This window comes from Cellulomonas sp. NTE-D12 (assembly GCF_027923705.1).
Lineage (GTDB): Bacteria > Actinomycetota > Actinomycetes > Actinomycetales > Cellulomonadaceae > Cellulomonas.
This window is the reverse complement of sequence record NZ_AP026442.1, coordinates 3,018,648-3,044,180: the sequence shown is the minus strand read 5'-3', so window position 1 is coordinate 3,044,180 and position 25,533 is coordinate 3,018,648. Positions and strand designations below refer to the sequence as shown.

Here is a 25,533-nt window from a genome sequence, read left to right as displayed (position 1 = left end):
ACCTGGACCACGAGAACACGTGACGCCGGAGGTTTACCTTCGTCCGTCTGAGCACCACAGACGCAGTACCCGCGGCCATATCGTCGTATGGCCGTGAATCTCAACGAGGAGATCATCGATGCACGTCAAGCGCATCGCTGCCATTGCGGCAGCATTCACCCTGTCCCTGACGATGGCCGCGTGCAGCGGCGGCGGCGCGGGCTCCACCTCGGGTTCCACCGCCGGCAGCACCGCCGGTGGCGGCGCCGCCACCAAGGGCGACCTGATCGGCGTCGCGATGCCGACCAAGTCCTCCGAGCGCTGGATCAACGACGGCAACAACGTCAAGAGCCAGCTCGAGGCCCTGGGCTACAAGGTCGACCTGCAGTACGCCGAGGACGACATCCCCACCCAGGTGAACCAGATCGACACGATGATCACCAAGGGCGCCAAGGTCCTGATCGTCGCCTCGATCGACGGCACGGCCCTCACCAGCCAGCTCGAGCAGGCCCACTCCAACGGCATCAAGGTCATCGCGTACGACCGCCTGATCCGCAACTCGGCGAACGTGGACTACTACACGACGTTCGACAACTTCAAGGTGGGCGTGCAGCAGGCCACCTCGCTGCTGACCGGCCTGGGTGTCCTCGACGCCTCGGGCAAGGACGCCGGCAAGACCGGCCCGCTCAACATCGAGCTGTTCGCCGGCTCGCCGGACGACAACAACGCGACGTTCTTCTACAACGGCGCGATGAGCGTCCTCAAGCCGTACATCGACAAGAAGGTCCTGGTCGTCAAGTCCGGCCAGACCGACTTCAAGACCATCGCCACGCTGCGGTGGGACCCGGCCACGGCGCAGTCCCGCATGGAGAACCTGCTGACGTCCACCTACGCGGACGGCTCCAAGGTCGCCGGCGTGCTGTCCCCGTACGACGGTCTGTCGATCGGCATCCTCGGCGCCCTCAAGGGCGTCGGCTACGGCACTGCCAGCCAGCCGTACCCGATCGTGACCGGCCAGGACGCCGAGGCGGCCTCGGTCAAGTCGATCATCAAGGGCGAGCAGTACTCGACCATCTACAAGGACACCCGTGAGCTGGCCAAGGTCACGGTTGCCATGACCGACGCGATCCTCAAGGGTCAGGAGCCGAAGGTCACCGACACCAAGACCTACGACAACGGCGTCAAGGTGGTCCCGTCCTACCTGCTCGAGTCGCAGATCATCACGAAGGACAACTACAAGAAGGTCCTCGTCGACGGTGGCTACTACACCGAGGCGCAGCTGAGCTGACGTCCCGCCTCGATCAGCAGCGCGGCGCCCCGCCGGTAGTTCCGGCGGGGCGCCGCCCCGAGACAGCAGGATCGGTTGGGCACATGAGTGACGACATCCTCCAGATGCGTGGCATCACCAAGACGTTCCCCGGAGTCAAGGCGCTCCAGGACGTGAACCTCACGGTCGCGCGGGCCGAGATCCACGCGATCTGCGGAGAGAACGGCGCCGGCAAGTCGACGCTGATGAAGGTGCTCTCGGGCGTCTACCCGTACGGGGACTACGAGGGCGAGATCTACTTCGACGGCGAGCTGTGCAAGTTCAACAGCATCCGCGCGAGCGAGCAGCGCGGGATCGTCATCATCCACCAGGAGCTCGCGCTCAACCCGCTGCTGTCGATCGCGGAGAACATCTTCGTCGGCAACGAGCTGTCGCAGCGTGGCTTCATCGACTGGAACAAGACGAACGCCGAGGCCGCGCGCCTCATGGCGCGAGTCGGCCTGACCGAGAACCCGACCACCCGCATCGCGGACATCGGGGTCGGCAAGCAGCAGCTGGTGGAGATCGCCAAGGCGCTCTCCAAGGAGGTCAAGCTCCTCATCCTGGACGAGCCCACGTCGGCGCTGAACGACGCGGACTCCGAGCACCTGCTCAACCTGCTCCGGCAGCTCAAGGGGCAGGGCATCACCTCGATCATGATCTCCCACAAGCTCAACGAGATCGCCGAGATCGCCGACTCCACGACGGTCATCCGGGACGGCCGCACCATCGAGACGCTCGACATGAAGCGCGACGAGGTCACGGAGGACCGGATCATCCGCGGCATGGTGGGTCGCGACCTCGAGCACCGGTTCCCGGAGCACACGCCGACCATCGGCGAGGAGGTCCTCCGGGTCGAGGACTGGACCGTGCACCACCCGATCCAGCACGAGCGCGTCGTTGTCGACCACGCCTCCCTGAACGTGCGGCGCGGCGAGATCGTCGGCCTGGCAGGTCTGATGGGTGCGGGCCGCACCGAGCTGGCGATGAGCGTGTTCGGCCGGGCCTACGGCGCCGACATCTCGGGCCGGGTGATCAAGGACGGCAAGGAGCTGCGCCTGCACACCGTGCCGGACGCGATCGCCGCCGGCATCGCGTACGCCACGGAGGACCGCAAGCGCTACGGCCTCAACCTGATCGAGACGATCAAGCAGAACATCTCGGTCGCCGCCCTCGGCAAGGTGTCCCGCCGCGGCTGGGTCAACGACAACGAGGAGACCAAGGTCGCGCAGGACTCGCGCGTCTCGATGAACATCAAGGCCCCCTCGGTCCTGGCGCTCGCCGGCAAGCTGTCCGGCGGCAACCAGCAGAAGGTCGTGCTGAGCAAGTGGATCTTCGCCGACCCTGACGTGCTGATCCTCGACGAGCCGACGCGCGGCATCGACGTGGGCGCCAAGTACGAGATCTACACGATCATCAACCGCCTCGCGGACGCCGGGAAGGCGGTGCTGTTCATCTCCTCCGAGCTGCCCGAGCTCCTGGGCATGTGCGATCGCATCTATGCGATGAGCGCCGGCCGGATCACCGGTGTGGTGCCGCGCGAGCAGGCGACCCAGGAATCCCTCATGCAGCTCATGACCAAGGTAAAGGACTGACGCCGATGGGCGCGCTCGCCGGGGTGAAGGACGCCTTCACCAAGAACTTCCGCCAGAGCGGGATCTATCTCGCATTCGTTGCGATCATCATCCTGTTCTACTTCCTGACGAAGGGCGTGCTGCTGACGCCCCAGAACGTCACGAACATCGTCGTCCAGAACTCCTACATCCTGATCCTGGCCATCGGCATGGTCATCGTGATCATCGCCGGCCACATCGACCTGTCGGTCGGTTCGGTGGTGGCGTTCACCGGCGCCGTCGCCGGTGTGGTCACCGTCCGGCACGGCCTGCCGTGGTGGATCGGCGTGGTCGCCGCGCTGGTGGTCGGCGCCCTGGTGGGCGCCTGGCAGGGCTACTGGGTGGCGTTCGTCGGCATCCCGGCGTTCATCGTCACGCTGGCCGGCATGCTCCTGTTCCGCGGCGCCACGATGGTGACGCTGGGCAACACCCAGATCTCGCCGTTCCCGGACGACTTCCGCAACATCGCGTCCGGCTACCTCAACGGGGTCATGGGCGGCAACGGGTTCGACGCGTTCACGCTGCTGCTCGGTGCCCTCGGCGTGATCGGCTATGCCTTCAGCCAGTGGCGCAAGCGCCGTGCCCGCATCGCCTACCAGCAGGACGTCGAGTCGATGCCGCTGTTCATCGGCCAGATCGTCATCATGGGCGCGGTCGTCATGGCGTTCGCCTGGGAGCTGGCCAACTACAAGGGCCTGCCGATCGTGCTGATCATCCTGGCGGCGCTGATCCTCGTGTACGCGGCCGTCACCAAGAACAGCGTCTTCGGCCGCCACGTGTTCATGATCGGCGGCAACCTGAACGCGGCCACCCTGTCCGGCATCAAGGTCAAGTGGGTCAACTTCTGGATCTTCGTCAACATGGGCGTGCTGTCCGCGCTCGCCGGCCTGGTGTTCACGGCCCGCCTGAACCTGGCCAACCCGAAGGCCGGTACCGGCTTCGAGCTCGACGCCATCGCAGCCGCCTTCATCGGCGGTGCGGCGGTGACCGGCGGTGTCGGCACCGTGGTCGGCACCATCGCCGGTGGCCTGATCATCGGTGTGATGAACAACGGCATGTCGATCATGGGCGTGGGCATCGACTACCAGCAGGCCATCAAGGGCCTGGTGCTGCTGATGGCCGTCGCGTTCGACGTGTACAACAAGCGGCGGGCCGGCGTCAGCCGCTGACCAGCGCAGCTCCACCGCCGGGCACAGCCCGCCCGGCGCCGACGACCCGCCCTCCGGCACCTCGGAGGGCGGGTCGTCGGCTGTCCGCAGTCCCTACGCTGGGGGCCGTGGCGGGACGAGCGCGGGCGGCCGACGGCGCCGCGGGCGCGGTCGGAGGCGGCGAGGACCAGGCCCGGCCGCGCGGCCGTCGGCCCGCCGGCTCGGACACCCGGGGCGACATCGTCGCCGCGGCCCGTGCGGAGCTGGCCCAGCGCGGGTACGACGGCGCCTCGGTCCGGTCGGTGGCGCGCCGCGCCGGGGTGGACCCCGCGCTGGTGCGGCACTACTTCGAGGACAAGGCCGAGCTGTTCGCCGCCGCGATGGTGCCGACGGGGGTCGAGCCGGCGCAGGTGGTCGGGCAGCTGCTGGAGGGCGGGCTCGACGGGCTCGGGGAACGGCTGGCCCGGGCGGTGCTCGAGGTGTGGGAGGACGAGCACGGCGAACGGTTTCGGGTCCTGTTCGGTGCCCTGGGCTCCAGCGAGCCGCACGTGCAGGCGATGGCGCAGTTCCTCGGCCGGCAGGTGTTCGCGCGGGTCGTGGCCGAGCTGCCGACGCCGGACGCCGACCTGCGGATGGCGCTGGCCGCCTCCCACGTGGTCGGTGTGCTCGTGGCTCGCCACGTGCTGCAGCTGCCGGAGATCGCCGGGATCGGCACCGACCGGCTGGCGGCGCTCGTCGGACCGGCGCTGCAGGGCTACCTGACCGGACCCCTCGCGGATGTCCGGTCACCCGATCGGCCCACGGCGCCCCTTGCGGGCGCCCACACGGAGGAGGACTATTCCTCACATGAGGAATAACGAGGATGGCGGCGGACGGCCCGTCGCCGTCGAGGTGCGCGGGCTCCGGGTGGTCCGGGGCGGCAACGTGGTGCTCGCCGGCCTGGACCTCACCGTCCCGGCCGGCGAGGTCGTCGGGCTGCTCGGACCCAGCGGCAGCGGCAAGACGACGCTGATGCGCTCGATCGTCGGCGCCCAGGTGGTGGCCGGCGGGACGGTGACGGTGCTCGGGCGGCCCGCCGGGTCCCCGCCGCTGCGCCGCGAGGTCGCCTACGTGACCCAGGCGCCCAGCGTGTACGCGGACCTGACGGTGGGGGAGAACCTCCACTACGCCGGCTCGCTGCTGGGGGCACCGGCGTCCGACCCCGCGCGGGTGCTCGACCAGGTGGGGCTGACCGGGTTCGAGCGGCGCCTCACCGGAACGCTCTCCGGCGGGGAGCTGTCCCGGGTCTCGCTGGCGGTCGCGCTGCTGAACACGCCGGCGCTGCTGGTGCTCGACGAGCCGACCGTCGGGCTGGACCCGGTGCTGCGGCGGGACCTGTGGAACCTGTTCGGGCGGTTGAGGGACGCCGGGCGGTCTCTGCTGGTGTCCAGCCACGTGATGGACGAGGCGGCCCGCTGCGACCGGCTGGTGCTGATGCGCAACGGTGCGGTGCTGGCCGACGGCACGCTGGCCGAGCTGCTCGCGGCGACCGGCGCATCCGACGCCGAGGGCGCCTTCCTCACCCTCGTCGACCGGGCGGCCGGGAAGGGACCGGTGGCGGCATGAGCCCCCGGCTGACGGCCGCGACGACGGGCCGTGTGCTGAACCAGCTGCGCCACGACCCGCGGACGATCGCGCTGATCCTGGTGCTGCCGTGCCTGCTGCTCGGGCTGATCGCCTGGATGTTCCACGGCACCGACGTGATCGACAGGTTCGGGCCGATGCTGGTGGGCCTGTTCCCGCTGATCGTGATGTTCCTGGTCACGTCCGTCGCGACGCTGCGCGAGCGGACCTCCGGCACCCTCGAGCGGCTGATGACCCTGCCGATCGGCCGCGGCGACTTCGTCATCGGGTACGCGATCGCGTTCGCCGTGCTCGCCCTGCTGCAGTCCCTGGTGGTCACCGGGTTCGCCGTATGGGTGTGCGGGATGGACGTCAAGGGACCGTTCCTGCTGATGGTGCTGGTGGCCGTGCTCGACGCGGTGCTGGGCTGCGCGCTCGGCCTGGCCGCCTCGGCGGTGGCCCGCACCGAGTTCCAGGCGGTGCAGCTGATGCCGGCGATCATCTTCCCGCAGCTGATCACGGCCGGCCTGCTGATGCCGCGCGCGCACATGCCGACCGTGCTCGAGTGGCTGTCCCGCGTGCTGCCGCTGACCTACGGCGTCGAGGCGATGCAGCGGATCGCCTTCGGCGACGGGTGGTCGAAGGTGAGCGGGGACGTCGGCGTGATCGCCCTGTTCATCGTCGGCTCGCTGCTGCTGGGCATCAGCACGCTGCGCCGGCGCACGGCCTGAGCGCCGGCCGGACGACGCGCCGGCCCGACGACGGCCGCGCCTAAGGGCCGACGACGACTGCGCCTACCGGGTCGCCTCGAGGCGGGCCAGCTGCTCCGCCACGTCGTAGTCCGCCGACGGCCAGTGCAGGTCCAGGTCCTCGAGCGCGTCCAGCACCAGCTGCGAGACCGCCAGCCGCGCGAACCACTTGCGGTCGGCCGGCACGACGTGCCAGGGGCAGTCCGGGGTCGACGTCCGGTCGAACATCACCTGGTAGGCCTCCTGGTAGTCGTCCCAGCGCGCCCGGGTGTCCACGTCGGCCGGGTTGAACTTCCAGTGCTTGTCGGACCGCTCCAGGCGCTCGTGCAGCCGCCGGTACTGCTCGCCGCGGGAGATCATCAGCGCCACCTTGATCACGCGGGTGCCGGCCTTGGCCAGCTCGGCCTCGAAGTCGACGATCTCGTCGTACCGCCTGTCGATCACGTCCCGCGGCGCGAGCTCGTTCACCCGCGCGACCAGCACGTCCTCGTACTGCGACCGGTCGAACACGCCGATCTTGCCCGCCGGCGGGAGCGCCCGGCGGATGCGCCACAGGCAGTCGTGCCGGCGCTCCTCGGCCGTCGGGACGCCGAACGAGTGCAGCGCGACGCCCTGCGGGTCGACCATCCCCATCACGTGCCGCACGATCCCGCCCTTGCCGGCGGTGTCCAGGCCCTGCAGCACCAGCAGGATCGAGCGCGTGCCGCCGGTACGCCCCTCGGCGAACAGCCGCTCCTGCAGGTCGGACATCCGCTCGCCGATGGCGCGGGTGATCGCGGCGCCGGTCTTCTTGCCGTCGCCGAACCCGGGTGTGCCGCGCGTGTCGAGGTCCGCCAGCCGGAACCCCGGGTGCACCGCCAGGGCCTCCGCCGCCTTGGTCGACCAGCCGTCCGCCACCATCGCCGTCCCCTTCCGTGTGGTCTGCCGCGCGGGCCCGGGCCGTCGCGGTGGTGCCGCGCGTGCCTCGGACCGTCGTCACGTGGCACGGATCCTCGTCCTGTGCCGCCGGTGGCGCGACCGGTCCGCCCCGGATGCGTGGACGCTGGATCGACACCGGCGCCCCGCGGTGCAACCGTGAACCCATGACCTCGCTGTCCCGCACCACGACGGTCGCTCGGGTGGTGTGGTCCACCGAGCTGCTGGCGTACGACTTCGGCCCCGGCCACCCGATGACCAGCGAGCGGATCGACCTGACCATCGCGCTCGCGGCCGGCCTGGGCCTGCTCGACCAGCCGGACGTCGAGGTGGTCGGTGCCGAGCCCGCCTCCGACGCGCTGCTGACCACCGTGCACGAGCCCGCGTACGTCGCCGCGGTGCACGCCGCCGCCGAGCAGGGGCTGCCCGACCTCGCCCGGGGTCTGGGGACGTCCGACGACCCGATCTTCCCGCTGATGCACACCGCCGCCGCCAGCATGGTCACCGGGTCGGTCGACGCCGCGCTGGCGCTGTGGACGGGTGACGTGCAGCACGCGGTCAACGTCGGGGGCGGTCTGCACCACGCGATGCCCGGTGCCGCGTCGGGCTTCTGCGTGTACAACGACGCCGCGCTCGCGATCCGGGCGCTGCTGGACGCCGGGGCGGCCCGCGTGGCCTACGTCGACATCGACGCGCACCACGGGGACGGCGTGCAGGCCGCCTTCTGGGACGACCCGCGGGTGCTGACCATCTCGCTGCACGAGACCGGCCACGCCCTGTTCCCGGGGACCGGGTGGGCGAGCGAGATCGGCGGGCCCCACGCGCTCGGCACGGCCGTCAACGTCGCGCTGCCGTCCCGGACGGCCGACGCGGGCTGGCTGCGGGCGATCGACGCGGTGGTGCCGCCCGTGGTGCGGGAGTTCGCGCCGGACGTGCTGGTGACCCAGCACGGGTGCGACACGCACGTGTCCGACCCGCTGACGACCCTGCGCACGTCGGTGGACGGTCAGCGGCGTGCCGCGGAACTCCTGCACGACCTGGCGCACGAGCTGGTGGACGGCCGGTGGCTCGCCCTGGGCGGTGGTGGTTACGCGATGGCCGACGTGGTGCCGCGGGTCTGGTCGCACCTGATCGCCACGGCGACGCATCGGTCGGTGCCCCCGGACACCGCGCTGCCGGAGGACTGGGTGACCATCGTGGAGGCTCGCTACGGCCCCCTGTCGACCCGCCGCATGACGGACGGCCAGCCCGCGACGTTCCGCCCGTGGTCGGCCGGCTACGACCCGGCGGACGACGTCGACCGAGCCATCCGGGCGACGCGGGCGGAGGTGTTCCCGCACCTCGGGCTGGACGTGGACTTCGCATGATTTCGGTCACATCAGACCCTTCGGTCACCTCTTTCCCACCCGTCCCACCAGCCACTACGCTGTGCGCCGAGCACCCGGCGTCGTCGGGCTCGTCCCGCGGCGACACCCGGCCGCGACCGTTCCCCGGGCGCGCGCCCGAGAGAGAGCAGACATGAGCGAGCAGTCCGGCCGGGTGCGGTTCCTCACGGTGCTCGAGGTCGCCGAGGTCATGCGGGTGTCGAAGATGACGGTGTACCGGCTGCTGCACTCGGGCGAGCTGCCCGGGGTGCGCGTCGGACGCTCCTTCCGCGTGCCGCAGGACGCGCTGGACGCCTACCTGCGCTCGTCCGCCACGGCGTTCGTGGACGACGAGGGGTCTGTCAGGCGCGAGGACCGCCGCTCCTCCTGAACGGCCCGGCGCCGTTGTCGGGAGGCCGGTCGGCCGGCCCTGTCGGCAGACCCCGACCGCGCGTCGCGCCGCCCTGCGCCGAGGGCGTAAGGTAGGCGACCGGACTTTCCTGCGTGGGCGCCTCGGTTGATCCAGTGCGTCCGTCCCGCGCCGATCGACCAAACCGAGGCCCGTGCGGGCCGACCGAAGCGAGTGAGGACCACATGGGCTCCGTCATCAAGAAGCGCCGCAAGCGGATGGCCAAGAAGAAGCACCGCAAGCTGCTGCGCAAGACGCGCCACCAGCGTCGCAACAAGAAGTGACCGCCGCGCCGCCCGTCCGGGTGGCGCCGCACCCGACAGGCCCGGTCTCGCGACCGGGCCTTCGTCGTTCCTGCCGCGAGAGGTCGTTGCTGCGGCTAGAGCGGGCGCTCCAGCACGTAGTCGTCCTCGACCCGGCTGCCGACCTGGAAGTGCTTGGTGCCCACCACGGTGAACCCGTGCCGGGCGTAGAACCGCTGGGCCCGGTCGTTGAGCTGGTTCACTCCGAGCCACACGCCGGCCGCGCCGGTGCCTCGGGCCGCCTCGAGGGTCGCGGCCATCAGCCGGCTCGACACCCCGGAGCCGTGGTGGTCGGGGTGCACGTAGCACTTGGACAGCTCGACTGTGGGGGACAAGGTCAGCGCGGCGCGCACGTCGGGGTCGGCCGGCGTCGCGTGCACCAGCATCGTGTAGCCCAGCAGGGCGCCGGTGGGGTCGTCGGCCACCAGCAGCACCCGCGAGGGGTCGACGGCGTAGCCGGCGAACCGCCCGGCGGACAGGTGCTGCGCGACGAACGCCCGCTGGTCGGCGGGGGTGGAGCCGGGCGGGCAGGCGAGCGGGAACGTGACGGCCGCGAGCTCGGCGAGTGCGCCGGCGTCCTCGGCCTGTGCGGTGCGCACGCGGACGGGCGCCCCCGGCGAGCGCAGCCCGTCCCACCGTGCGCTGCGGGCCGCCGCGCCGAGCGCACCGTGCTCGGGCCGACCGGTCGGCTGTCCGTCGGTCACGGGCGGTCCGCCAGCGACCGACGGACGGCTCGGGCCACCAGCCCGGCCACCCACGCCAGCCCGGCGAGGCTGGCGGCGTTGATGCTGCGGCGGGTGGCCCGGCGACGGGCGCGGAACTCGCGGACCGGCCAGCCGACCTCCGCGGCGTGGCGGCGCAGCCGGCGGTCCGGGTTGATGGCGAACGGATGGCCGACCAGGGACAAGATCGGCACGTCGTGCGCCGAGTCGCCGTAGGCGTACGACGAGGCGAGGTCGATGCCCTCCCGCTCGGCGAGGGCCCGCACGGCGGCCGCCTTCGCCTCGCCGTGCAGCAGGTCGCCCACCAGCCGGCCGGTGTAGAAGCCGTCGCGGTGCTCGGCGACCGTGCCCAGCGCCCCGGTCGCGTCGAGGCGACGGGCGATCAGCTCGCCGACCTCGACGGGGGTGGCGGTGACGAGCCAGACCGCGTGCCCGGCCGCGACGTGCTCGTCGAGCAGCCGTCGGGTGCCGGGGTAGATGCGCAGGGTCAGCACCTCGTCGTAGACGTCCTCCGCGATCACCGCGACCTCGGCGACGGAGTGCCCCCGCATGATCGCCAGGGCCTCGGAGCGCAGCTCGTCGATCTGCTGCTTGTTCTCGCCGAACACGAGGTAGCGCGCCTGGTGCAGGGCGAACCGGACGATGTCGAACCGCCGGAAGAACCCGCGCCGGTACAGGCCGACCGCGAGGTGGAAGGCGCTCGCACCCCGGATGATCGTGTTGTCGACGTCGAAGAACGCCCCGACGCACCCGTGCGGCGGTGCACCGGGGCCGACCACCGCCTCCCGCACCGCTGCGCGTCCCGCTCGTTCGTCGTCCTCGGGGACGGCCGCTGCAGGGACGGCCGCCGCAGGGATGGCCGGAGCGGGGAGGGCGGCGCCGGACGCGCCGCCACCGGGAGCGGGGCGCCGATCACCCGAACGGGTGACGGCCGTGTGGCCCTCGTCCGGCGCCGTCACGTCGGACGGTTCGGTCGTCGGGGCCACCCCGCCACTGTAGCCAGGCGGTCGGCGCCGTCCGTTCCGGGGGTCGTCGGGGTCCGTCGCCGACACGGCGTCCGCCCGTCGCCGCCGCCCGCGTACCCCCGGGGCGGCACCTCGACCGGTGCGCCGCCTACGGTGGGTCCGTGAGCTCTCCCCGGGTGGTGCTGTACGGACGTGTCGGGTGCCACCTGTGCGTCGAGGCGCGTGCGGTGGTGGCGGACGTCTGCGCACGCACCGGCACCGCGTGGACCGAGGTGGACGTGGACGACGCGCCGCCGGCGGGCGGCCGCGACCTGCTCGAGGAGTACGGCGAGCTGGTGCCGGTGGTCGAGGTGGACGGTGCCCGGCACGCGTGGTGGCACGTGGACGGCGAGGCGCTGCGCCGGGCGCTCGTCGGACGCTGAGGCGGTCGGCGGCGGCTCGCCTGGTGCTGGCCCTGGTCAGCGCCTGGTCGGCGCCCTAGCCTCGGTCCGGTGACACCGGTGCGCGCCCGCCCCCAGGTGCCGCCGGCCACCGTCGCCCGGCTCCCTGCCTACCTGCGCACGCTCGACGTGCTGGCGGCCGAGGGGAACCTGCTGACGTCGTCGGAGGAGCTGGCCACCCGCGCCGGCGTGCAGCCCGCGCTGCTGCGCAAGGACCTGTCGTTCCTCGGCACCTACGGTCGCCGAGGCGTCGGGTACGACGTTCCGCACCTGCGGGAACAGATCGGCCGGGTGCTGGGCATGGCGGTGCCGCAGCGACTCGTCGTGGTCGGCGTCGGGAACCTCGGACGCGCCCTGGCCGGATACGCCGGGATCGCGCAGCGCGGCTTCACGCTGGTCGGTCTGGTCGACGTCGCACCGGACGTGGTCGGCACGGTGGTGGCGGGGCTGCCGGTACGGCCGCTCGAGGCGCTGGCCGAGCTGGTCGCGGTGCAGGGCGCGACGATCGGCGTGATCACCACCCCGCCGTCGGCCGCCCAGCACGTCGCCGACCTGCTGGTGGCCGCGGGCGTCACCGGCATCCTCACCTTCGCTCCCGCGGTGCTGCACGTCCCCGACGACGTGGACGTGCGGTCGGTGGACGTCGCCTCGGAGCTGCAGATCCTCGCGTTCCACGGGCACGGGCGGCGCCGGGCCGTCGACGGCGAGGGGGCGTGAGCGCAGGTACGACGAGGCCCGGCCCGCACGTGGCGGACCGGGCCGGGTCGTGGCGCCGGGGCAGGTTCCCGGGCGCGGGCGCGGGCCCGAGCCGAGGCTCAGGCCTGCTTGATCACCGACACGTCGAGGTCGATGCGCACCTTGTCGGCCACCAGCACGCCGCCGGCCTCGAGGGCCGCGTTCCAGGTGAGGCCGAAGTCCTTGCGGGAGATGGTGGTGGTCGCCTCGCCGCCGGCGCGGAGGTTGCCGAACGGGTCCGTCGCGGTGCCGTTGAACTCGGTGGCGAGCTCGACGCGCTGCGTCACGCCGTGGATGGTCAGGTCGCCCGCGATCTCGTAGGTGCTGCCGCCGGCCTGGCGGATCTCGGTGGAGACGAAGGTCCACTGGCCGAACTTCTCCACGTCGAAGAAGTCGCCGCTCTTGAGGTGGCCGTCGCGGTTCGCGTCGCCCGTGCTGACCGTGCTCGGGTCCAGCGTGGCCGTCACGCGCGACTCGGCCAGGGACTCGCCGAGCACGATCTCGCCGGACACGATCGCGACGGTGCCGCGGACCTTGGAGATGCCGGCGTGGCGCACGGTGAAGCTCGCCTCGCTGTGCGACGGGTCGATGGTCCAGGTGCCGGTGGCGAGACCCTGCGGGATGGCGGTGGTGGTCATGGGAGTCCTCCGTGGCCGTCTCCGGCCGGGTTGGTTGAACGGTCAACTGATTCGTTGAACTTTCTACTACACTCGGACGTCGGATGCAAGGGGCGCACCGACAGGTGGACCCCGGTGGGCGAGCAGCACAGGACGGGAGCGGGACGGTGACGTCGAGCAGCGAGCAGACGGAGCGGGCCACACGGTGGCTGTCGACGGAGCAGCAGCGGCACTGGCGCGCGTTCCGCAACGGCGTCGCCCTGCTGATGGACGCCCTGGGCCGCGAGCTCGAGGACGAGAGCGGCTTCTCTCTGCACGAGTACGAGGTGCTGGTCCGGCTGTCGGAGGCGCCGGACCGCCGGATGCGGATGTCCGAGCTGGCCAGCGGCATCGGCCACTCCCGCAGCCGTCTCACCCACACCATCGCACGGATGGAGGCGGCCGGCCTGGTGCAGCGACGGACCTGCTCGTCCGACCTGCGGGGCGTGGACTGCGCGCTGACCGACGCCGGGTTCCAGCGGCTGGTGGAGGCGGCACCGGGACACGTGGAGAGCGTGCGGGCGCACCTGGTCGACGTGCTGAGCGACGAGCAGCTCGCCGCGCTCGGGGAGGCGATGGCCGTCGTCGAGCACCGGCTGCGGGAGACGCCCGAGCGCTGAGCAGCGCACCCGGGCGGTGCGCCGAGGCGGGGCAATACCCCCAGCGCGGGCTGCGACACTAGGCCCATGGTCGCGACCACGGTCCATCTGCTGCGCCACGGCGAGGTGCACAACCCCGAGGGAGTCCTCTACGGCCGTCTGCCGGGCTACCGCCTGTCCGACGCGGGCGCGCGGATGGCGCAGGTGGTGGCCGACTACCTGGCCGGTGTCGAGGCGGGCAGCGGGCCCGACGCGGACCCGGCGCTCGAGGCCGGCGGCGTGCGGCGCGACGTGACGGTGGTGATCGCCTCCCCGCTGCAACGGGCGCAGGAGACCGCGGCGCCGGTCGCCGCGGCGTTCGGGCTCGCCATCGGCAGCGACCCCCGTCTGCTCGAGGCGGAGAACCACTTCGAGGGCATGACGTTCGGCGTCGGCGACGGGTCGCTGCGGCACGTGCGGCACTGGCCCTACCTGCGCAACCCGTTCCGCCCGTCGTGGGGGGAGCCGTACACGCAGCAGGTGGAGCGGATGCTCGCGGCGGTCGCCGACGCACGCGCGGCCGCTCGTGGGCACGAGGCGGTGCTGGTCAGCCACCAGCTGCCGATCTGGATCACCCGGATGGCGCTCGAGGGCCGGCGGCTGTGGCACGACCCGCGCCGACGGCAGTGCGCCCTCGGCTCGTTGACCTCGTTGCGGTTCGAGGGCGACGCGCTGGTCGGCATCGGGTACTGCGAGCCCGCGGCGGCGCTGCTGGCCGGTGCGTCCACGGTGGCGGGGGCGTGATGGCGCGGCTGCACGGACGCCGGTGGCGCGCGCCCCTGGCGGCTGCGCTGGGGCTGGCCGTCGTCCTGGGCAGCGCAGCGTGCGGGGGAGCGGCGCGTCCCGCGAGCCACCCGTCCGACGTGGTCGACCAGGGCTACCGGTCCGGGGACGGCAGCACGACGACCTGGCCCGTCGGCCAGCGCAAGGGGCCGGTGACGCTGTCCGGGACGGACTACAGCGGCGCCACGCAGGACGTGAGCGCGTGGCGGGGAGACGTGGTGCTGCTGAACACCTGGTACGCGGCCTGCCCGCCGTGCCGTGCCGAGGCTCCGACCCTCGTCGCGCTCGCCGACGAGGACGCCGCCAAGGGACTGAAGGTGCTCGGCATCAACGGCACCGACGCCGCGGGGGCGGCCGATGCCTTCGTCCGCCAGTTCTCGGTCCCGTACCCGACGATCCAGGACACGGGCGGCTCGGCGATCGCCGCCCTGCAGGGCGTGGTGCCGGTGAACGCGGTACCGACCACCGTGCTGCTCGACCGGCAGGGGAAGGTGGCGGCCCGCATCCTGGGGCTGGCCGACCCCTCGACGCTGCGCACCCTGGTCGACGCGCTGCTGGCGGAACCGGGTGGGTCTGCCGCAACCCCGGGCGCGACCTCGGGACCGAGCGCCTCGACGACCGCGGGGGCGGCGGGATGAGCGTGGCTGCCGGCATCGGCGACGCGTTCGGCCAGGCGGTCGCCAGCGGGTCGCTGCTGCTCGCGGTGCCGGTGGCGCTGCTGGCGGGTGTGGTGAGCTTCGCGTCGCCGTGCGTGCTGCCGCTGGTGCCGGGGTACCTCGGCTACCTCGGCAGCGCTCTCGGGGTCACGACGCGGCCGACAGCCCTGCTCGCCGGTGTGCCGGGTGCGCCCGGTGCCGGCGGGGCGGCGTCGGCCTCTGTCGACGGGCAGGCCGACGAGCGGACCGCCGAACGGGCGGAGGCACGGGCCGGCCGGCGGCGGCTGCTGGCCGGCGTCGGGCTGTTCGTCGCGGGGTTCACCGTGGTGTTCGTCGCCTTCGGCGCGCTGGCCGGCACGGTGGGCGCGGCGCTGCTGCACTGGCAGGGGCCGATCTCGCGCGCGCTCGGCGTCGTCGTCGCGCTGCTCGGGCTCGCCTTCCTGGGCTTCGTGCCGTTCCTGCAGCAGGAGCGGCGGATGCACCTCGCTCCGCGGGCCGGCATCTGGGCCGCGCCGATCCTCGGCCTGACGTTCGGCCTGGGCTGGACGCCGTGCATCGGGCCGACGCTCGCGGCGATCCTCGCCTTGTCCCTCGGCGACGGCTCGGCCGCGCGCGGCGCGGTGCTGGCGGCGGTGTTCTGCGCGGGGCTCGGGCTGCCGTTCCTCCTGGTCGCGCTGGGCGTGGAGCGGATGAGCCGGGCGATGGCGCTGGTGCGCCGGCACCGCGTGGCGGTGACCCGCATCGGCGGTGGGCTGCTGGTGGTGCTGGGCCTGGCGATGGTCACCGGCGTGTGGAGCACGTGGGCGGGCTGGCTGCAGAGCCTGCTGACCGGGACGAACGGGTTCGTGCCGGTGGTCTGAGGCACGGTGGGGCACGGTCGGGCGCGCGCCGCACAGGTGCGCAGCGGAGGCTTCGGGCAGGGTTCGAGCGGCCCCGCGGGTTCGGACGACGAACCGGCGGGCCGGACGAGAGGTGGCGATGAGCGGGTACCGGCCGGAAGGTCTGCACGACACGTTCGTGCCGGAGCAGGACGCGGACGCGGCCGAGCCGGTGCTGCCCGCGCAGGACGGCGCGGGGGAGCCGGCGGAGGCGCCGGCGCCGGGCTCGCCCACCCTCCCGAGCCTGGGTCCGGTCGGCTGGCTGCGCTGGGCGTGGCGGCAGCTGACCAGCATGCGGGTCGCGCTGCTGCTCCTGGTGCTGCTCGCGGTCGCCGCCGTCCCCGGGACGCTGGTGCCGCAGCGGGCGCAGAGCCCGGAGAAGGTGGCCACCTTCCTCACCGACCACCCGGCGCTCGGCCCGTTCCTCGACCGCATCGGGATGTTCGACACCTACACGTCGGTGTGGTTCTCGGCGATCTACCTGCTGCTGTTCGTCTCGCTGGTCGGCTGCATCCTGCCGCGGACCCGCGCTCACGTGGCGGCGCTGCGCGGTCGGCCGCCGCGCACCCCCAGGCGTCTGACGCGGTTCCCGGCGCAGGGCACCGGCACCAGCGGCGACCAGCCGCAGGTGGTCGTCGAGCGCGCCGCGCGCGTGCTGCGCCGCGGCAGGTGGCTGCCGTTCTGGCCGGCCTACCGCGTGGACGTGCACGACGAGGGCGCCGGCACGTGGTCGGTGTCCGCCGAGCGCGGCTACCTTCGTGAGACGGGCAACCTGCTGTTCCACCTCGCCCTCGTCGGGCTGCTCGTCTCGGTGGCGACCGGCCAGGTGCTGCACTACCGCGGCCAGGTGCTGGTGGTGCAGGGTCACGGCTTCGCCAACGCCGAGGTGGCGTACTCGCCGTTCGAGCACGGACGGTTCTACTCGTCCTCGTCCCTGGTGCCGTTCACCCTCAAGCTGGACCAGCTGGACGCCCGCTTCGACCCGGAGACGGACGCCGCCCGTGACTTCACCGCGCACGTCACCGTGACGGCGCCGGGCGGCGGGTCGTCCACCGACACGATCAAGGTGAACCACCCGCTGATGGTCGGCGGGGCGAACGTGTACCTGATGGGCAACGGCTACGCGCCGGACGTCACGGTGAAGGACGCGTCCGGCTCGGTGGCCTTCGCAGGGCCGGTGCCGTTCCTGCCGCAGGACACCGTCTACACCTCGCGCGGCGTGATCAAGGTGCCGGACGTGTCCGGCGGGCAGAAGCAGATCGGCCTGGTCGGGTTCCTGCTGCCGACCGGCAAGGAGGTCGCCCCGGGGGTGTGGCGGTCGGTCAGCCCCCAGTCGGACGACCCGGTGCTGGTGCTGTCCGTCTGGTCGGGCAACCTCGGGCTGGACACCGGGGTGCCGCAGAACGTGTACCTGCTGGACCAGAGCCGGATGACGCAGTCGGTGGACAGCACGGGCAAGCCCGTGACCTTGTACGTGCACCCGGGCCAGACGGTGCAGCTGCCCGACGGCCTGGGGTCGTTCACGTTCAACGGCCTGCCGCGGTACGTCGCGCTCGACCTGCGGCACGACCCGGCGCTGGCGTTCGTGCTGGCGTTCGCCCTCCTGGCGCTCGCGGGCCTCGCGGCCTCCCTGTTCGCGCCCAGGCGCCGCATCTGGCTGCGTGCTGCACAGGACCAAGGTCCTACTACAGTGGTCGGCGCCGCGGGTCTCGCCCGGGGTGACGACATCGGGCTGCAGCCGGAGCTGGACCGCGTGCTCGCCGCGACGCTGGGCCGTCACGAGGGGCCCGGAGAGGACACGCCATGACGACCGGGGACCTGAGCACGCTGCTGGTGTGGGCGGCGACCACCGCCTTCACCATCGCGTGGATCGCCTACACGGTGGACCTGGCCGGCATCGTCGAGGCGGGGCAGCGGCGGGCCGGACAGCGGCGTACCTCGACGAGCCCCGCTCGTGCGGTCCCGGCGGGCGTCGCCGTCACGGCCGGTGCGCCGGTCGCCGTCGGGGCGGCCGGGCTGGTCACCGGTGCGAGCGCGGACGCGGTGCGGCCCGTGACGGTCGCCGCCGGCGGGCCGGACGACAACCGCGTGACGGCTGCGGCCGACGGCGGCGCTGCCGATGGCCCCGACGGTCGCTCCGCGCGCAGCGAGGGCATCGCTCGCTCGACGACGTACCTCGGCACGGCCCTGCTGATCGCCGGCATCGCGATGCGCGGCGTCGCGGCCGGCCGCTGGCCCACCGCGAACATGTACGAGTTCACGCTCGTCGGCGTGCTGGTCGCCGCCGTCGTGCTGAGCCTGGTGCAGCGGCGCCGCGTGATCGCGTTCGTGGGCGTCGTCGTGCTCGGCATCACCGTGCTGGCGCTCGCGGCCGACCTGCTGCTGTTCTACGTCAAGGCCGAGGCGGTGCAGCCCGCCCTGCAGAGCTACTGGCTGGTGATCCACGTCGGCGTCGCGATCTCCGCGACCGGTGTGTTCACCGTCGCCTTCGCCGCCTCCGCCCTGCAGCTGCTCTCGGCAGCCCGTGAGGAGGGGCGCTCGCACCTGACCGGCTCGTGGGGTGCGGCGGACGGGCTGCGCCGGCCGCTCGCCGGCTGGCGCGTCACGGGTCCTCGGTTCGCCTGGCTGAAGCAGGTGCCGGGCCCGCGCAACCTCGAGGCGCTGTCCTTCCGGCTGAACGCGGTCGGCTTCGTGCTGTGGACGTTCACCCTGATCGGCGGCGCGATCTGGGCTGAGCACGCCTGGGGCCGGTACTGGAACTGGGACCCCAAGGAGATCGGCACCTTCGTCGCCTGGGTGGTGTACGCGGCCTACCTGCACGCCCGCACCACGCGCGGCTGGAACGGTCGGCGGGCGGCGTACCTGGTGTTCGCCGGGTACGCGGTGGTGATCGCCAACTTCACGCTGGTGAACCTCTTCGTCTCCGGCCTGCACTCCTACTCCGGGCTCAAGTAGCGCCACCTACGCTGGATCCGTGCCCGTCGTCGTCTACTCCGTCCTGCGCGTCGCCCTCCTGGTGCTCAGCTGGCTGCTGCTGACCTGGGCCGGCCTGCACCCGCTCGCGGCGCTGCTGGTCGCGGCCTTCGTCGCGTGGGGGCTGTCCTACGTGGCGCTCGGCGGCCCCCGTGACGCCGCGGCCCGGTACCTCGCCGAGCGCGCCGCGGTGCGTGCCGCGCACGCCGGGCGGCCGGTGCTGTCACCGCACGCGCGGGAGGACGCCGACGTGGAGGACGCCGCGGTCGACGCCGCGCTCGGCGACGCGGTGACCGGTGACGCGGTGACCGGTGACACGGCGGTCGGCGATGCGGTGGTCGGCGACGCGGCCGTTGACGCCGCCGCACGCCGGACCGCACCCGAGGACGACGCCGACGAGCGGCCGGCCGACGGGGACCGACGCGCCGGGCCGGGCAGCGCTCAGAGCGCCAGCGCGAGCCCCAGCAGCATGCCGTAGCCGAGCTGCAGCAGACCGGTGCCGGCCAGCACCGGCACCAGCGCGCGTCCGCGCGCGCCGACCAGCACGGTGACCGCTAGCGCGACAGCGGCCGGGAACAGGGCCAGCACCATCAGCGCCCAGCCCGAGGCGAACGCGCAGCCCGCGCCGAGCAGCACCGGCAGCATCACCAGCAGGGCGTACGCGCGGCGGGCACGGTGGTCGCCCAGCCGCACGGCCAGCGTCCGCTTGCCGGACACGGCGTCGGTGGGGATGTCCCGCAGGTTGTTCACCATCAGCAGCGCGCACGCCAGCAGCCCGACGCCGGCCGCGCCGAGCCAGGAGGGCCAGGTCAGCCCGTCGGCCTGGGTGTACGTGGTGCCCAGCGTGGCCACCAGGCCGAAGAAGACGAACACGCCGACCTCGCCGAGGCCGCGGTAGCCGTACGGCCGCCGCCCACCGGTGTAGCCCCACGCCGCGAGCACGCACAGCACGCCGACGGCCAGCAGCCACCAGTGACCGCTCAGGGCGACCAGCGCCAGACCGAGCACCCCGGCGACGCCGAACGCGCCGAACGCGGCGAGCTTCACGTGTCCCGGCCGGGCCGCCCCCGAGGCGGTCAGGCGCATCGGTCCCACCCGGTCGACGTCGGTGCCGCGCACGCCGTCGGAGTAGTCGTTGGCGTAGTTGACGCCCACCTGGAGCGCGAGCGCGACGCCCGCCGCGAGCAGCGCGCGGACCAGCGAGGCGGAGTGGCTCTGCGCTGCGGCCCCGGTGCCGACGAGCACCGGTGCGACCGCCGCGGGCAGCGTGCGTGGGCGCGCGCCGGCGACCCATTCCGTCCAGGTGGCCATGCGCCGAGCCTACGGTGCGGCCCGGGGCGCCTCTGTCGGCGCCGGTCGGGGCTGGTCGGCGCTGGTGGCTGCCGAGCGGGGCCGGTCGGGGTGGCTCAGCGCCGGTCGGTGCGGTTCTCGGCCCCTGCCGAGGTCGAAGCGAGCGCGGCGGCGGCGCGGCGGTCGGGCTTCCCCGGCCCCCGCAGCGGCAGGGCGGGGACGACGACGACCCGCCGTGGCGCAGCCGCCGCGCCGAGCCGGTCGGCCACGTACCGTCGCAGCTCCGCGAGCGGCGGGGGACCGTCCGGCCCGACGACCAGGACGGCGACGACCGCCTGCCCCCACTCGGCGTCCGGCACCCCGACGACGCAGGCCTCGCGGATGCCCGGCAGGCCGGTCAGCAGGTCCTCCACCGGACCGGGCGCCACGTTCACACCCCCGGTGACCAGCACGTCGTCGGCGCGGCCGGTCACGGTGAGCACACCGTCGGCGAGCCGACCGAGGTCGCCGGTGCGCAGCCACCGCCGGCCGTCGGCGTCCACCGTGAACGTCTCGGCGTCCAGGTGGGGCCGACCGCGGTAGCCGACGGCCAGCACGGGACCGGCCAGCCACACGCGCCCGGTCGCGTCCAGCCGGACGTCCACACCGTCCAGCGGGCGGCCGTCGTACACGCAGCCGCCGCACGTCTCCGTCATGCCGTAGGTGGTCACCACCCGCACACCGGCCTCGCGCGCGCGGTCCAGCAGGCTGCCGGCCGTGGCCGCGCCGCCGACCAGCACGGCGTCGAACCGGCGCAGCGCCGCGGTGCCGGCGGCGTCGTCCAGCAGCCGCACCAGCTGCGTGGGGACCAGCGACGTGTACCAGGGACCGGCGGGGCCCGTCCCCACGGCGGCGGCCACCGCGGCGGCGAAGCGGTCGGCCCGGAACGGACCCGGCGGCAGCACGGTCGGTCCGGTTCCCGCGAGCACGGAGCGCACCAGCACCTGCAGGCCGGCGATGTGGTCGACGGGCAGCGCGAGCAGCCAACGACCTGGGCCGGCGAGCCGCTCGGCGGTCGCGTCCGCCGAGGCGCGCAGCGCGGTCACCGACAGCAGCACGCCGCGCGGGGCGCCGGTGGAGCCGGAGGTCCGCACCACCAGGACGACGTCGTCGGGCACACCGTCCTCGGGCAGCCGGCCGTCGGAGCGCGTGTCGGCCGTGCCGTCGGGCCCGCCGTCGTCGGACCCACCGCCGTCGGACCCCTCGGCGACGGGCAGGACGGCCGGCCCGTCGTCCTCGAGCGCCGCTCGCAGCGCTCCCACCAGGACGTCCGCTCGCGCGGGCAGCACGCGGACAGCTCGGGACATGCCGCCACTGTAGGTCCGCCCTGGGGACCACCCCGTCGGCGGAAACCTGGTGCGACGCGACCGCGGACCGACCCGCCGGGGCGGTCGTCCACCGTAGAGTGTCGGCCGTCCCGTCCCGAGGAGCTGCCGTGCCTGACGCCGTCCACGCCGTGCCCGTCCGGAGCGGCGACGCCGCACGCCCGCTCGAGCGGCGCACCGGCACGTTGCCCCGGCTGCTCGCCGCCGCCTCGACCGTCGCCGTGCTGGCGGCCCTGGCCGCCTGCTCCAACGGCGGCCCCGGACCGTCCCGGAGCACGCCGGGGGACGTCACCGTCGGACCGAGCGTCGGCGTGCAGAAGCAGGCGGCCCCCACGGCCGCCGTGCCGGCGCGCTGGCCGCTGACCGGCGTCGCCGGCACGGTGGCGAACCGCCCGGCGCTCGCGGTCAAGATCGAGAACTCCCGCGAGGCCCGTCCGCAGACCGGCCTCGACCAGGCCGACATGGTGTGGGAGGAGGTCGTCGAGGGCGGCATCACCCGCTTCGCGGCGGTGTTCGACTCGCAGGTGCCGGCCGAGGTGGGACCGGTGCGGTCCGTGCGGCCGATGGACTCGACGATCCTCGCGCCGATGCACGGCCTCATCGCGTTCTCCGGCGGTCAGCCGGGCTTCGTGCAGCTGCTCTCCGACGCCGGGCTGCAGATCTTCTCGCAGGACCAGGGCGCACCGGGTTTCGCCCGCAAGTCCGGTGTCGCACCGGCACCGCACAACGTGTACGGCACACCGTCGACGTGGTGGTCCAACGCCGACGCGCAGCACCAGGCGCCGCCGGCCCCGCAGTTCGTCGTCGCGCGGCAGGCGTCCGCGGCGTCCGCGGTGGTGGCGGGTGCACCGGCCGGTGCGGTGAACATCACCATGAGCGGCTACTCGCAGCCGTCGTGGACCTGGGACGGCGGCAGCGGCACGTGGCTGCGGTCCGAGGGCGGCACGCCGGCGGTGGTGCGGTCCGGTGCACGCCTGGCGGCCACCAACGTGGTGGTGCTGCGCGTGACGCTGGTGGACACCGGCACCAAGGACCCGGCCGGCAACCCCGTGCCGGAGACGGTGCTGACGGGGTCCGGCGAGGCGCTCGTGGCGACCGGCGGCAAGACGGTCAAGGCGACGTGGACCAAGGGCGCCAAGCCGGAGGTCCTCAAGCTGACCGGTACGGACGGCCAGCCCGTGTCCCTCGCCCCCGGCAACACCTGGGTCGAGATGGTGCCGACCAACGGGTCGGTCACCGCGGGCTGAGCCGCGTCCGACCACGTGGGCGGCGACCCGGCGCTGGAGGAGTTCGAGGCGCACCGCGCCCGGCTGTTCGGCATCGCCTACCGGATGCTGGGCTCGGCCGCGGATGCCGACGACGTGCTGCAGGACGCCTGGCTGCGCTGGCAGGCGGCGGACCGGTCGGCGGTGCAGACCCCGGCGGCCTACCTCGCCCGGACGGTGACCAACCTCTGCCTGACGGCGCTGACGTCGGCCCGGGCCCGTCGTGAGGTCTACGTGGGTCCCTGGCTACCGGAGCCGGTGCTGACCGGTCCGGCCGGCACGGACCTCGGACCGCTCGACCACGCCGAGCAGCGGGACAGCGTGTCGTTCGCCCTGCTCACGGTGGTCGAGCGGCTGTCCCCGCCGGAGCGGGCGGCCTACGTGCTCCGGGAGGCCTTCGCCTACAGCGCGGCCGAGGTCGCGGAGCTGATCGGCACGTCGGAGGCCAACGTGCGCCAGCTGCACGCGCGGGCCCGGCGCCGCGTCTCCGAGGCGGGCGCCGGTGCGGCGCCGCGCGAGGCGGATCCGGCTCGCCTGCGCGAGCTGGTCGAGAGGTTCCTCGACGCGTCCCGTGGCGGCGACCTGGCCGCGCTCGAGGCGCTGCTCAGCGAGGACGTCGTCGCGCGTGCCGACGGCGGTGGCGTCGTCAGCGCCGGCCGCCGTCCGGTGGAGGGCCGCGAGAAGGTGGCCCGCTACGTCACCGGCGTGGTGGACCGCTTCGCCGCGGGGCTGCAGCGGGTGCTCGTCGAGGTCAACGGCGTGCCGGCGGTCGCCTTCACCGACCGCACGAGCCTCCGGGCCGTGCTGGTGGTGCAGACGCGCGACGGCCGCGTGTCGGCTCTGGACCTGGTGCTGAACCCGGACAAGCTCGTCCACGCCGAGCGGCAGCTGTCACGGATCGGGGCGCTGCCTGGTCGTGAGGGGTGACGAGAGGAGCACACCCATGACGACCACCCTGGTCACCGGCGCGACCGGCACGCTCGGCACCCCCACCGTCCTCCGGCTGCGCGCCGCCGGGCACGACGTCCGCGCCCTCAGCCGGCGCACCGGCTCGGGGCTGACCACCGGTGACCTGGTCACCGGTGCGGGTGTGGACCGGGCGCTCGCCGGGGTCGGCACCGTGGTGCACCTGGCGACCGCACCGCGCGGGAAAGGCGACGTCGAGGCGGCGCGGACGCTGCTGACGGCGGCGGCCGATGCGCACGTGCAGCACCTGGTGCTGATCTCGATCGTGGGGATCGACGGCATCCCGCTGGCGTACTACCGGGACAAGGTGGTGATCGAGCGGCTGGTGCGCGAGTCGGGGGTGCCGTTCACCATCCTGCGGGCCACCCAGTTCCACGGTTTCGTGGAGGCCCTGTTCACCGGTCAGCGCGCGCTGCCCGTCGTCGTCGCCCCGGCGTTCACCGTGCAGCCGATCGCGGCCGAGGAGGTCGCGGACCGGCTCGTGGAGCTCGCGTCCGACCGGCCGGCCGGACGGGTCCCGGACACCGGCGGTCCCGAGCAGCGCACCGTGCCGGAGCTGGCGCGGCTGTGGCGCGGCGCCGTGGGCGGCCGTCGTCCCGTGCTGCCCTTCGTGCTGCCCGGGAAGACGTTCGCCGGCTACCGCTCCGGCGCAGGGCTCGTGCCGGGTACGCCCTACGGCCGCGTCACGTTCGCCGACCACCTGGCGGCACGCGCGGCGGCACGGCGCTGAGGTCCGGGCCGCCCCGCCGGGCAGCACGCCCGGCGCGGGCGGTTCCACGCGCGGGCGGTGCCCGGCGAGGGTCGGCGACCGGTGGAGGCCTCCGTCAGAACGCGTACGGGAACCCGGACCAGTCGGGGTCACGGTGCTGCAGGAACGCGTCGCGGCCCTCGACGGCCTCGTCGCTGCCGTACGCCAACCGGGTCGCCTCGCCGGCGAACACCTGCTGACCGGCCAGCCCGTCGTCGGCCAGGTTGAACGCGAACTTCAGCATGCGGATCGCCTGCGGCGACTTGGTGGCGATGATCCGCGCGTACTCCAGGCCCACCGCCTCGATGTCGTCGTGCGCGACGACGTCGTTCACCGCGCCCCACTCGTAGGCCTGCTGCGCGGAGTACTCCCGGGCGAGGAAGAAGATCTCCCGGGCGCGCTTCTGCCCGACCTGCCGCGCCAGCAGCGCCGAGCCGTAGCCGGCGTCGAACGAGCCGACGTTCGCATCCGTCTGCATGAACCGGGCGTGCTCGCGGCTGGCGATCGTCAGGTCCGCGACCACGTGCAGGGAGTGGCCGCCGCCGGCCGCCCAGCCGTTGACCAGGGCGACCACCACCTTGGGCATCGTGCGGATCAGGCGCTGCACCTCGAGGACGTGCAGCCGCCCGGCCCGCGCGGGGTCCACGGTCGCCGCGGTGTCGCCGTCGGCGTACCGGTACCCGTCGCGGCCGCGCACCCGCTGGTCGCCGCCGGAGCAGAACGCCCAGCCGCCGTCCTTGGGGCTCGGCCCGTTGCCGGTCAGCAGCACGGTGCCGACGTCGGACGTCGTCCGGGCGTGGTCGAGCACCGCGTACAGCTCGTCCACCGTGTGCGGGCGGAACGCGTTGCGCACCTCCGGCCGGTGGAACGCCACCCGCACGACCGGCAGGTCCCGCTGGCCGTCGGCCTGGCGCGCGACGCCGCGGTGGTACGTGATGTCGGTCAGCTGCTCGAAGCCCGGCACGGTGCGCCACCGGGACGGGTCGAAGGTCGCCGAGACGGTGGCGGGCTCGGGCGTCAGGGGCTGCAGGGCGACGGCGGGGGTCACGCCCGTCACCTTAGGCTCG

General features: G+C 73.5%; 28 protein-coding genes. 21 read left to right on the top strand and 7 right to left on the bottom strand.

All coding sequences use genetic code 11. The annotated features are described in order from the left end of the window. The first annotated feature begins 118 nt into the window (after positions 1–118). The 6 genes from chvE to QMF98_RS14060 all read left to right on the top strand — a co-directional run bounded on the left by chvE (position 119) and on the right by QMF98_RS14060 (position 6,379). On the top strand, positions 119–1,267 hold the full coding sequence (gene chvE, locus QMF98_RS14085) for a multiple monosaccharide ABC transporter substrate-binding protein (RefSeq protein ID WP_337973570.1): 1,149 nt from the start codon (positions 119–121) through the stop codon (positions 1,265–1,267). A gap of 83 nt (positions 1,268–1,350) precedes the next feature. After that, a complete protein-coding gene (gene mmsA, locus QMF98_RS14080) occupies positions 1,351–2,880 on the top strand; it encodes a multiple monosaccharide ABC transporter ATP-binding protein (protein WP_337973569.1) in 1,530 nt (509 codons plus the stop codon). A 5-nt stretch (positions 2,881–2,885) separates the two neighbouring features. Then, positions 2,886–4,067, top strand: coding sequence for a multiple monosaccharide ABC transporter permease (mmsB, locus tag QMF98_RS14075; protein ID WP_337973568.1), 1,182 nt, complete (start codon positions 2,886–2,888; stop codon positions 4,065–4,067). Positions 4,068–4,174: 107 nt separating this feature from the next. Further along, positions 4,175–4,903: a TetR/AcrR family transcriptional regulator gene (locus QMF98_RS14070; RefSeq protein ID WP_337973567.1), complete on the top strand. Its 729-nt coding sequence runs from the start codon at positions 4,175–4,177 to the stop codon at positions 4,901–4,903. Next, the gene (locus tag QMF98_RS14065; protein ID WP_337973566.1) at positions 4,893–5,651 is read left to right on the top strand and encodes an ABC transporter ATP-binding protein; all 759 of its coding nucleotides are present in this window, start codon (positions 4,893–4,895) and stop codon (positions 5,649–5,651) included. Before QMF98_RS14070 ends, QMF98_RS14065 begins: the two co-directional genes overlap by 11 nt. Beyond that, positions 5,648–6,379: an ABC transporter permease gene (locus tag QMF98_RS14060; protein WP_337973565.1), complete on the top strand. Its 732-nt coding sequence runs from the start codon at positions 5,648–5,650 to the stop codon at positions 6,377–6,379. Before QMF98_RS14065 ends, QMF98_RS14060 begins: the two co-directional genes overlap by 4 nt. Positions 6,380–6,442: 63 nt before the next feature. Here the strand turns inward: QMF98_RS14060 and QMF98_RS14055 are convergent, their stop codons facing one another. Next, positions 6,443–7,297 (bottom strand): polyphosphate kinase 2 family protein, encoded by an 855-nt coding sequence (locus tag QMF98_RS14055; protein ID WP_337973564.1) that lies wholly within the window; start codon positions 7,295–7,297, stop codon positions 6,443–6,445. A gap of 182 nt (positions 7,298–7,479) precedes the next feature. On the opposite strand from QMF98_RS14055, the gene QMF98_RS14050 reads away from it, so the two are divergent. The 3 genes from QMF98_RS14050 (at position 7,480) to QMF98_RS14040 (ending at position 9,369) form a co-directional block, all read left to right on the top strand. Continuing rightward, positions 7,480–8,679: an acetoin utilization protein AcuC gene (locus QMF98_RS14050; protein WP_337973563.1), complete on the top strand. Its 1,200-nt coding sequence runs from the start codon at positions 7,480–7,482 to the stop codon at positions 8,677–8,679. Between the two features lie 151 nt (positions 8,680–8,830). Beyond that, positions 8,831–9,067 (top strand): helix-turn-helix domain-containing protein, encoded by a 237-nt coding sequence (locus QMF98_RS14045; protein WP_337973562.1) that lies wholly within the window; start codon positions 8,831–8,833, stop codon positions 9,065–9,067. A 203-nt stretch (positions 9,068–9,270) separates the two neighbouring features. Continuing rightward, a complete protein-coding gene (locus QMF98_RS14040; protein WP_003792170.1) occupies positions 9,271–9,369 on the top strand; it encodes a 30S ribosomal protein bS22 in 99 nt (32 codons plus the stop codon). A gap of 95 nt (positions 9,370–9,464) precedes the next feature. Here QMF98_RS14040 and QMF98_RS14035 read toward each other — a convergent pair whose 3' ends face one another. Together QMF98_RS14035 and QMF98_RS14030 are read right to left on the bottom strand one after the other, a co-directional pair. Further along, a complete protein-coding gene (locus tag QMF98_RS14035) occupies positions 9,465–10,013 on the bottom strand; it encodes a GNAT family N-acetyltransferase (protein ID WP_337975641.1) in 549 nt (182 codons plus the stop codon). A 74-nt stretch (positions 10,014–10,087) separates the two neighbouring features. Then, positions 10,088–11,095 (bottom strand): HAD family hydrolase, encoded by a 1,008-nt coding sequence (locus tag QMF98_RS14030; protein ID WP_348773374.1) that lies wholly within the window; start codon positions 11,093–11,095, stop codon positions 10,088–10,090. Positions 11,096–11,235: 140 nt separating this feature from the next. On the opposite strand from QMF98_RS14030, the gene QMF98_RS14025 reads away from it, so the two are divergent. Together QMF98_RS14025 and QMF98_RS14020 are read left to right on the top strand one after the other, a co-directional pair. Beyond that, positions 11,236–11,496 (top strand): glutaredoxin family protein, encoded by a 261-nt coding sequence (locus QMF98_RS14025; RefSeq protein ID WP_337973561.1) that lies wholly within the window; start codon positions 11,236–11,238, stop codon positions 11,494–11,496. A gap of 69 nt (positions 11,497–11,565) precedes the next feature. Further along, positions 11,566–12,231, top strand: coding sequence for a redox-sensing transcriptional repressor Rex (locus QMF98_RS14020; RefSeq protein ID WP_337973560.1), 666 nt, complete (start codon positions 11,566–11,568; stop codon positions 12,229–12,231). A gap of 98 nt (positions 12,232–12,329) precedes the next feature. Here QMF98_RS14020 and QMF98_RS14015 read toward each other — a convergent pair whose 3' ends face one another. Next, positions 12,330–12,887 carry a YceI family protein gene (locus tag QMF98_RS14015; RefSeq protein WP_337973559.1) on the bottom strand — a complete coding sequence of 186 codons (558 nt, stop codon included), beginning with the start codon at positions 12,885–12,887 and terminating at the stop codon, positions 12,330–12,332. Between the two features lie 146 nt (positions 12,888–13,033). Between QMF98_RS14015 and QMF98_RS14010 the strand changes: the two genes are divergently transcribed. The 7 genes from QMF98_RS14010 to QMF98_RS13980 all read left to right on the top strand — a co-directional run bounded on the left by QMF98_RS14010 (position 13,034) and on the right by QMF98_RS13980 (position 19,311). Further along, a complete protein-coding gene (locus QMF98_RS14010; protein ID WP_337973558.1) occupies positions 13,034–13,525 on the top strand; it encodes a MarR family winged helix-turn-helix transcriptional regulator in 492 nt (163 codons plus the stop codon). A 66-nt stretch (positions 13,526–13,591) separates the two neighbouring features. Next, on the top strand, positions 13,592–14,287 hold the full coding sequence (locus tag QMF98_RS14005) for a histidine phosphatase family protein (RefSeq protein WP_337973557.1): 696 nt from the start codon (positions 13,592–13,594) through the stop codon (positions 14,285–14,287). Then, positions 14,287–14,964: a TlpA family protein disulfide reductase gene (locus QMF98_RS14000; RefSeq protein ID WP_337973556.1), complete on the top strand. Its 678-nt coding sequence runs from the start codon at positions 14,287–14,289 to the stop codon at positions 14,962–14,964. Before QMF98_RS14005 ends, QMF98_RS14000 begins: the two co-directional genes overlap by 1 nt. After that, a complete protein-coding gene (locus tag QMF98_RS13995) occupies positions 14,961–15,842 on the top strand; it encodes a cytochrome c biogenesis CcdA family protein (RefSeq protein ID WP_337973555.1) in 882 nt (293 codons plus the stop codon). Before QMF98_RS14000 ends, QMF98_RS13995 begins: the two co-directional genes overlap by 4 nt. Positions 15,843–15,960: 118 nt before the next feature. After that, on the top strand, positions 15,961–17,667 hold the full coding sequence (gene resB / locus QMF98_RS13990) for a cytochrome c biogenesis protein ResB (RefSeq protein ID WP_337973554.1): 1,707 nt from the start codon (positions 15,961–15,963) through the stop codon (positions 17,665–17,667). Beyond that, positions 17,664–18,815, top strand: a complete 1,152-nt coding sequence (gene ccsB / locus QMF98_RS13985; RefSeq protein WP_337973553.1) for a c-type cytochrome biogenesis protein CcsB — start codon at positions 17,664–17,666, stop codon at positions 18,813–18,815. The genes resB and ccsB overlap by 4 nt, the downstream gene beginning before the upstream one ends. 19 nt (positions 18,816–18,834) lie before the next feature. Beyond that, positions 18,835–19,311, top strand: coding sequence for a DUF4229 domain-containing protein (locus QMF98_RS13980; protein ID WP_337973552.1), 477 nt, complete (start codon positions 18,835–18,837; stop codon positions 19,309–19,311). Here QMF98_RS13980 and QMF98_RS13975 read toward each other — a convergent pair. Beyond that, positions 19,275–20,144, bottom strand: a complete 870-nt coding sequence (locus QMF98_RS13975; RefSeq protein ID WP_337973551.1) for a 1,4-dihydroxy-2-naphthoate polyprenyltransferase — start codon at positions 20,142–20,144, stop codon at positions 19,275–19,277. The genes QMF98_RS13980 and QMF98_RS13975 overlap by 37 nt on opposite strands. Positions 20,145–20,239: 95 nt before the next feature. Next, entirely contained in the window at positions 20,240–21,469 is a 1,230-nt protein-coding gene (gene menE / locus QMF98_RS13970; protein WP_337973550.1) for an o-succinylbenzoate--CoA ligase, read from the bottom strand. A 128-nt stretch (positions 21,470–21,597) separates the two neighbouring features. Here menE and QMF98_RS13965 point away from each other — a divergent pair, with 128 nt between their 5' ends. Genes QMF98_RS13965 through QMF98_RS13955 form a run of 3 tightly spaced genes read left to right on the top strand, consistent with a single transcriptional unit; the run spans position 21,598 to position 24,448 of the window. Next, a complete protein-coding gene (locus QMF98_RS13965; protein ID WP_337973549.1) occupies positions 21,598–22,734 on the top strand; it encodes a DUF3048 domain-containing protein in 1,137 nt (378 codons plus the stop codon). A gap of 15 nt (positions 22,735–22,749) precedes the next feature. Next, complete coding sequence (locus QMF98_RS13960) at positions 22,750–23,679, top strand: RNA polymerase sigma-70 factor (protein ID WP_337973548.1); 930 nt, start codon at positions 22,750–22,752, stop codon at positions 23,677–23,679. 16 nt (positions 23,680–23,695) lie between these two features. Next, positions 23,696–24,448, top strand: coding sequence for an SDR family oxidoreductase (locus QMF98_RS13955; protein WP_337973547.1), 753 nt, complete (start codon positions 23,696–23,698; stop codon positions 24,446–24,448). A gap of 94 nt (positions 24,449–24,542) precedes the next feature. On the opposite strand, the gene QMF98_RS13950 is transcribed toward QMF98_RS13955, so the two are convergent. Beyond that, positions 24,543–25,514 (bottom strand): 1,4-dihydroxy-2-naphthoyl-CoA synthase, encoded by a 972-nt coding sequence (locus QMF98_RS13950; protein WP_490715618.1) that lies wholly within the window; start codon positions 25,512–25,514, stop codon positions 24,543–24,545. Between the last annotated feature and the right edge of the window lie 19 nt (positions 25,515–25,533).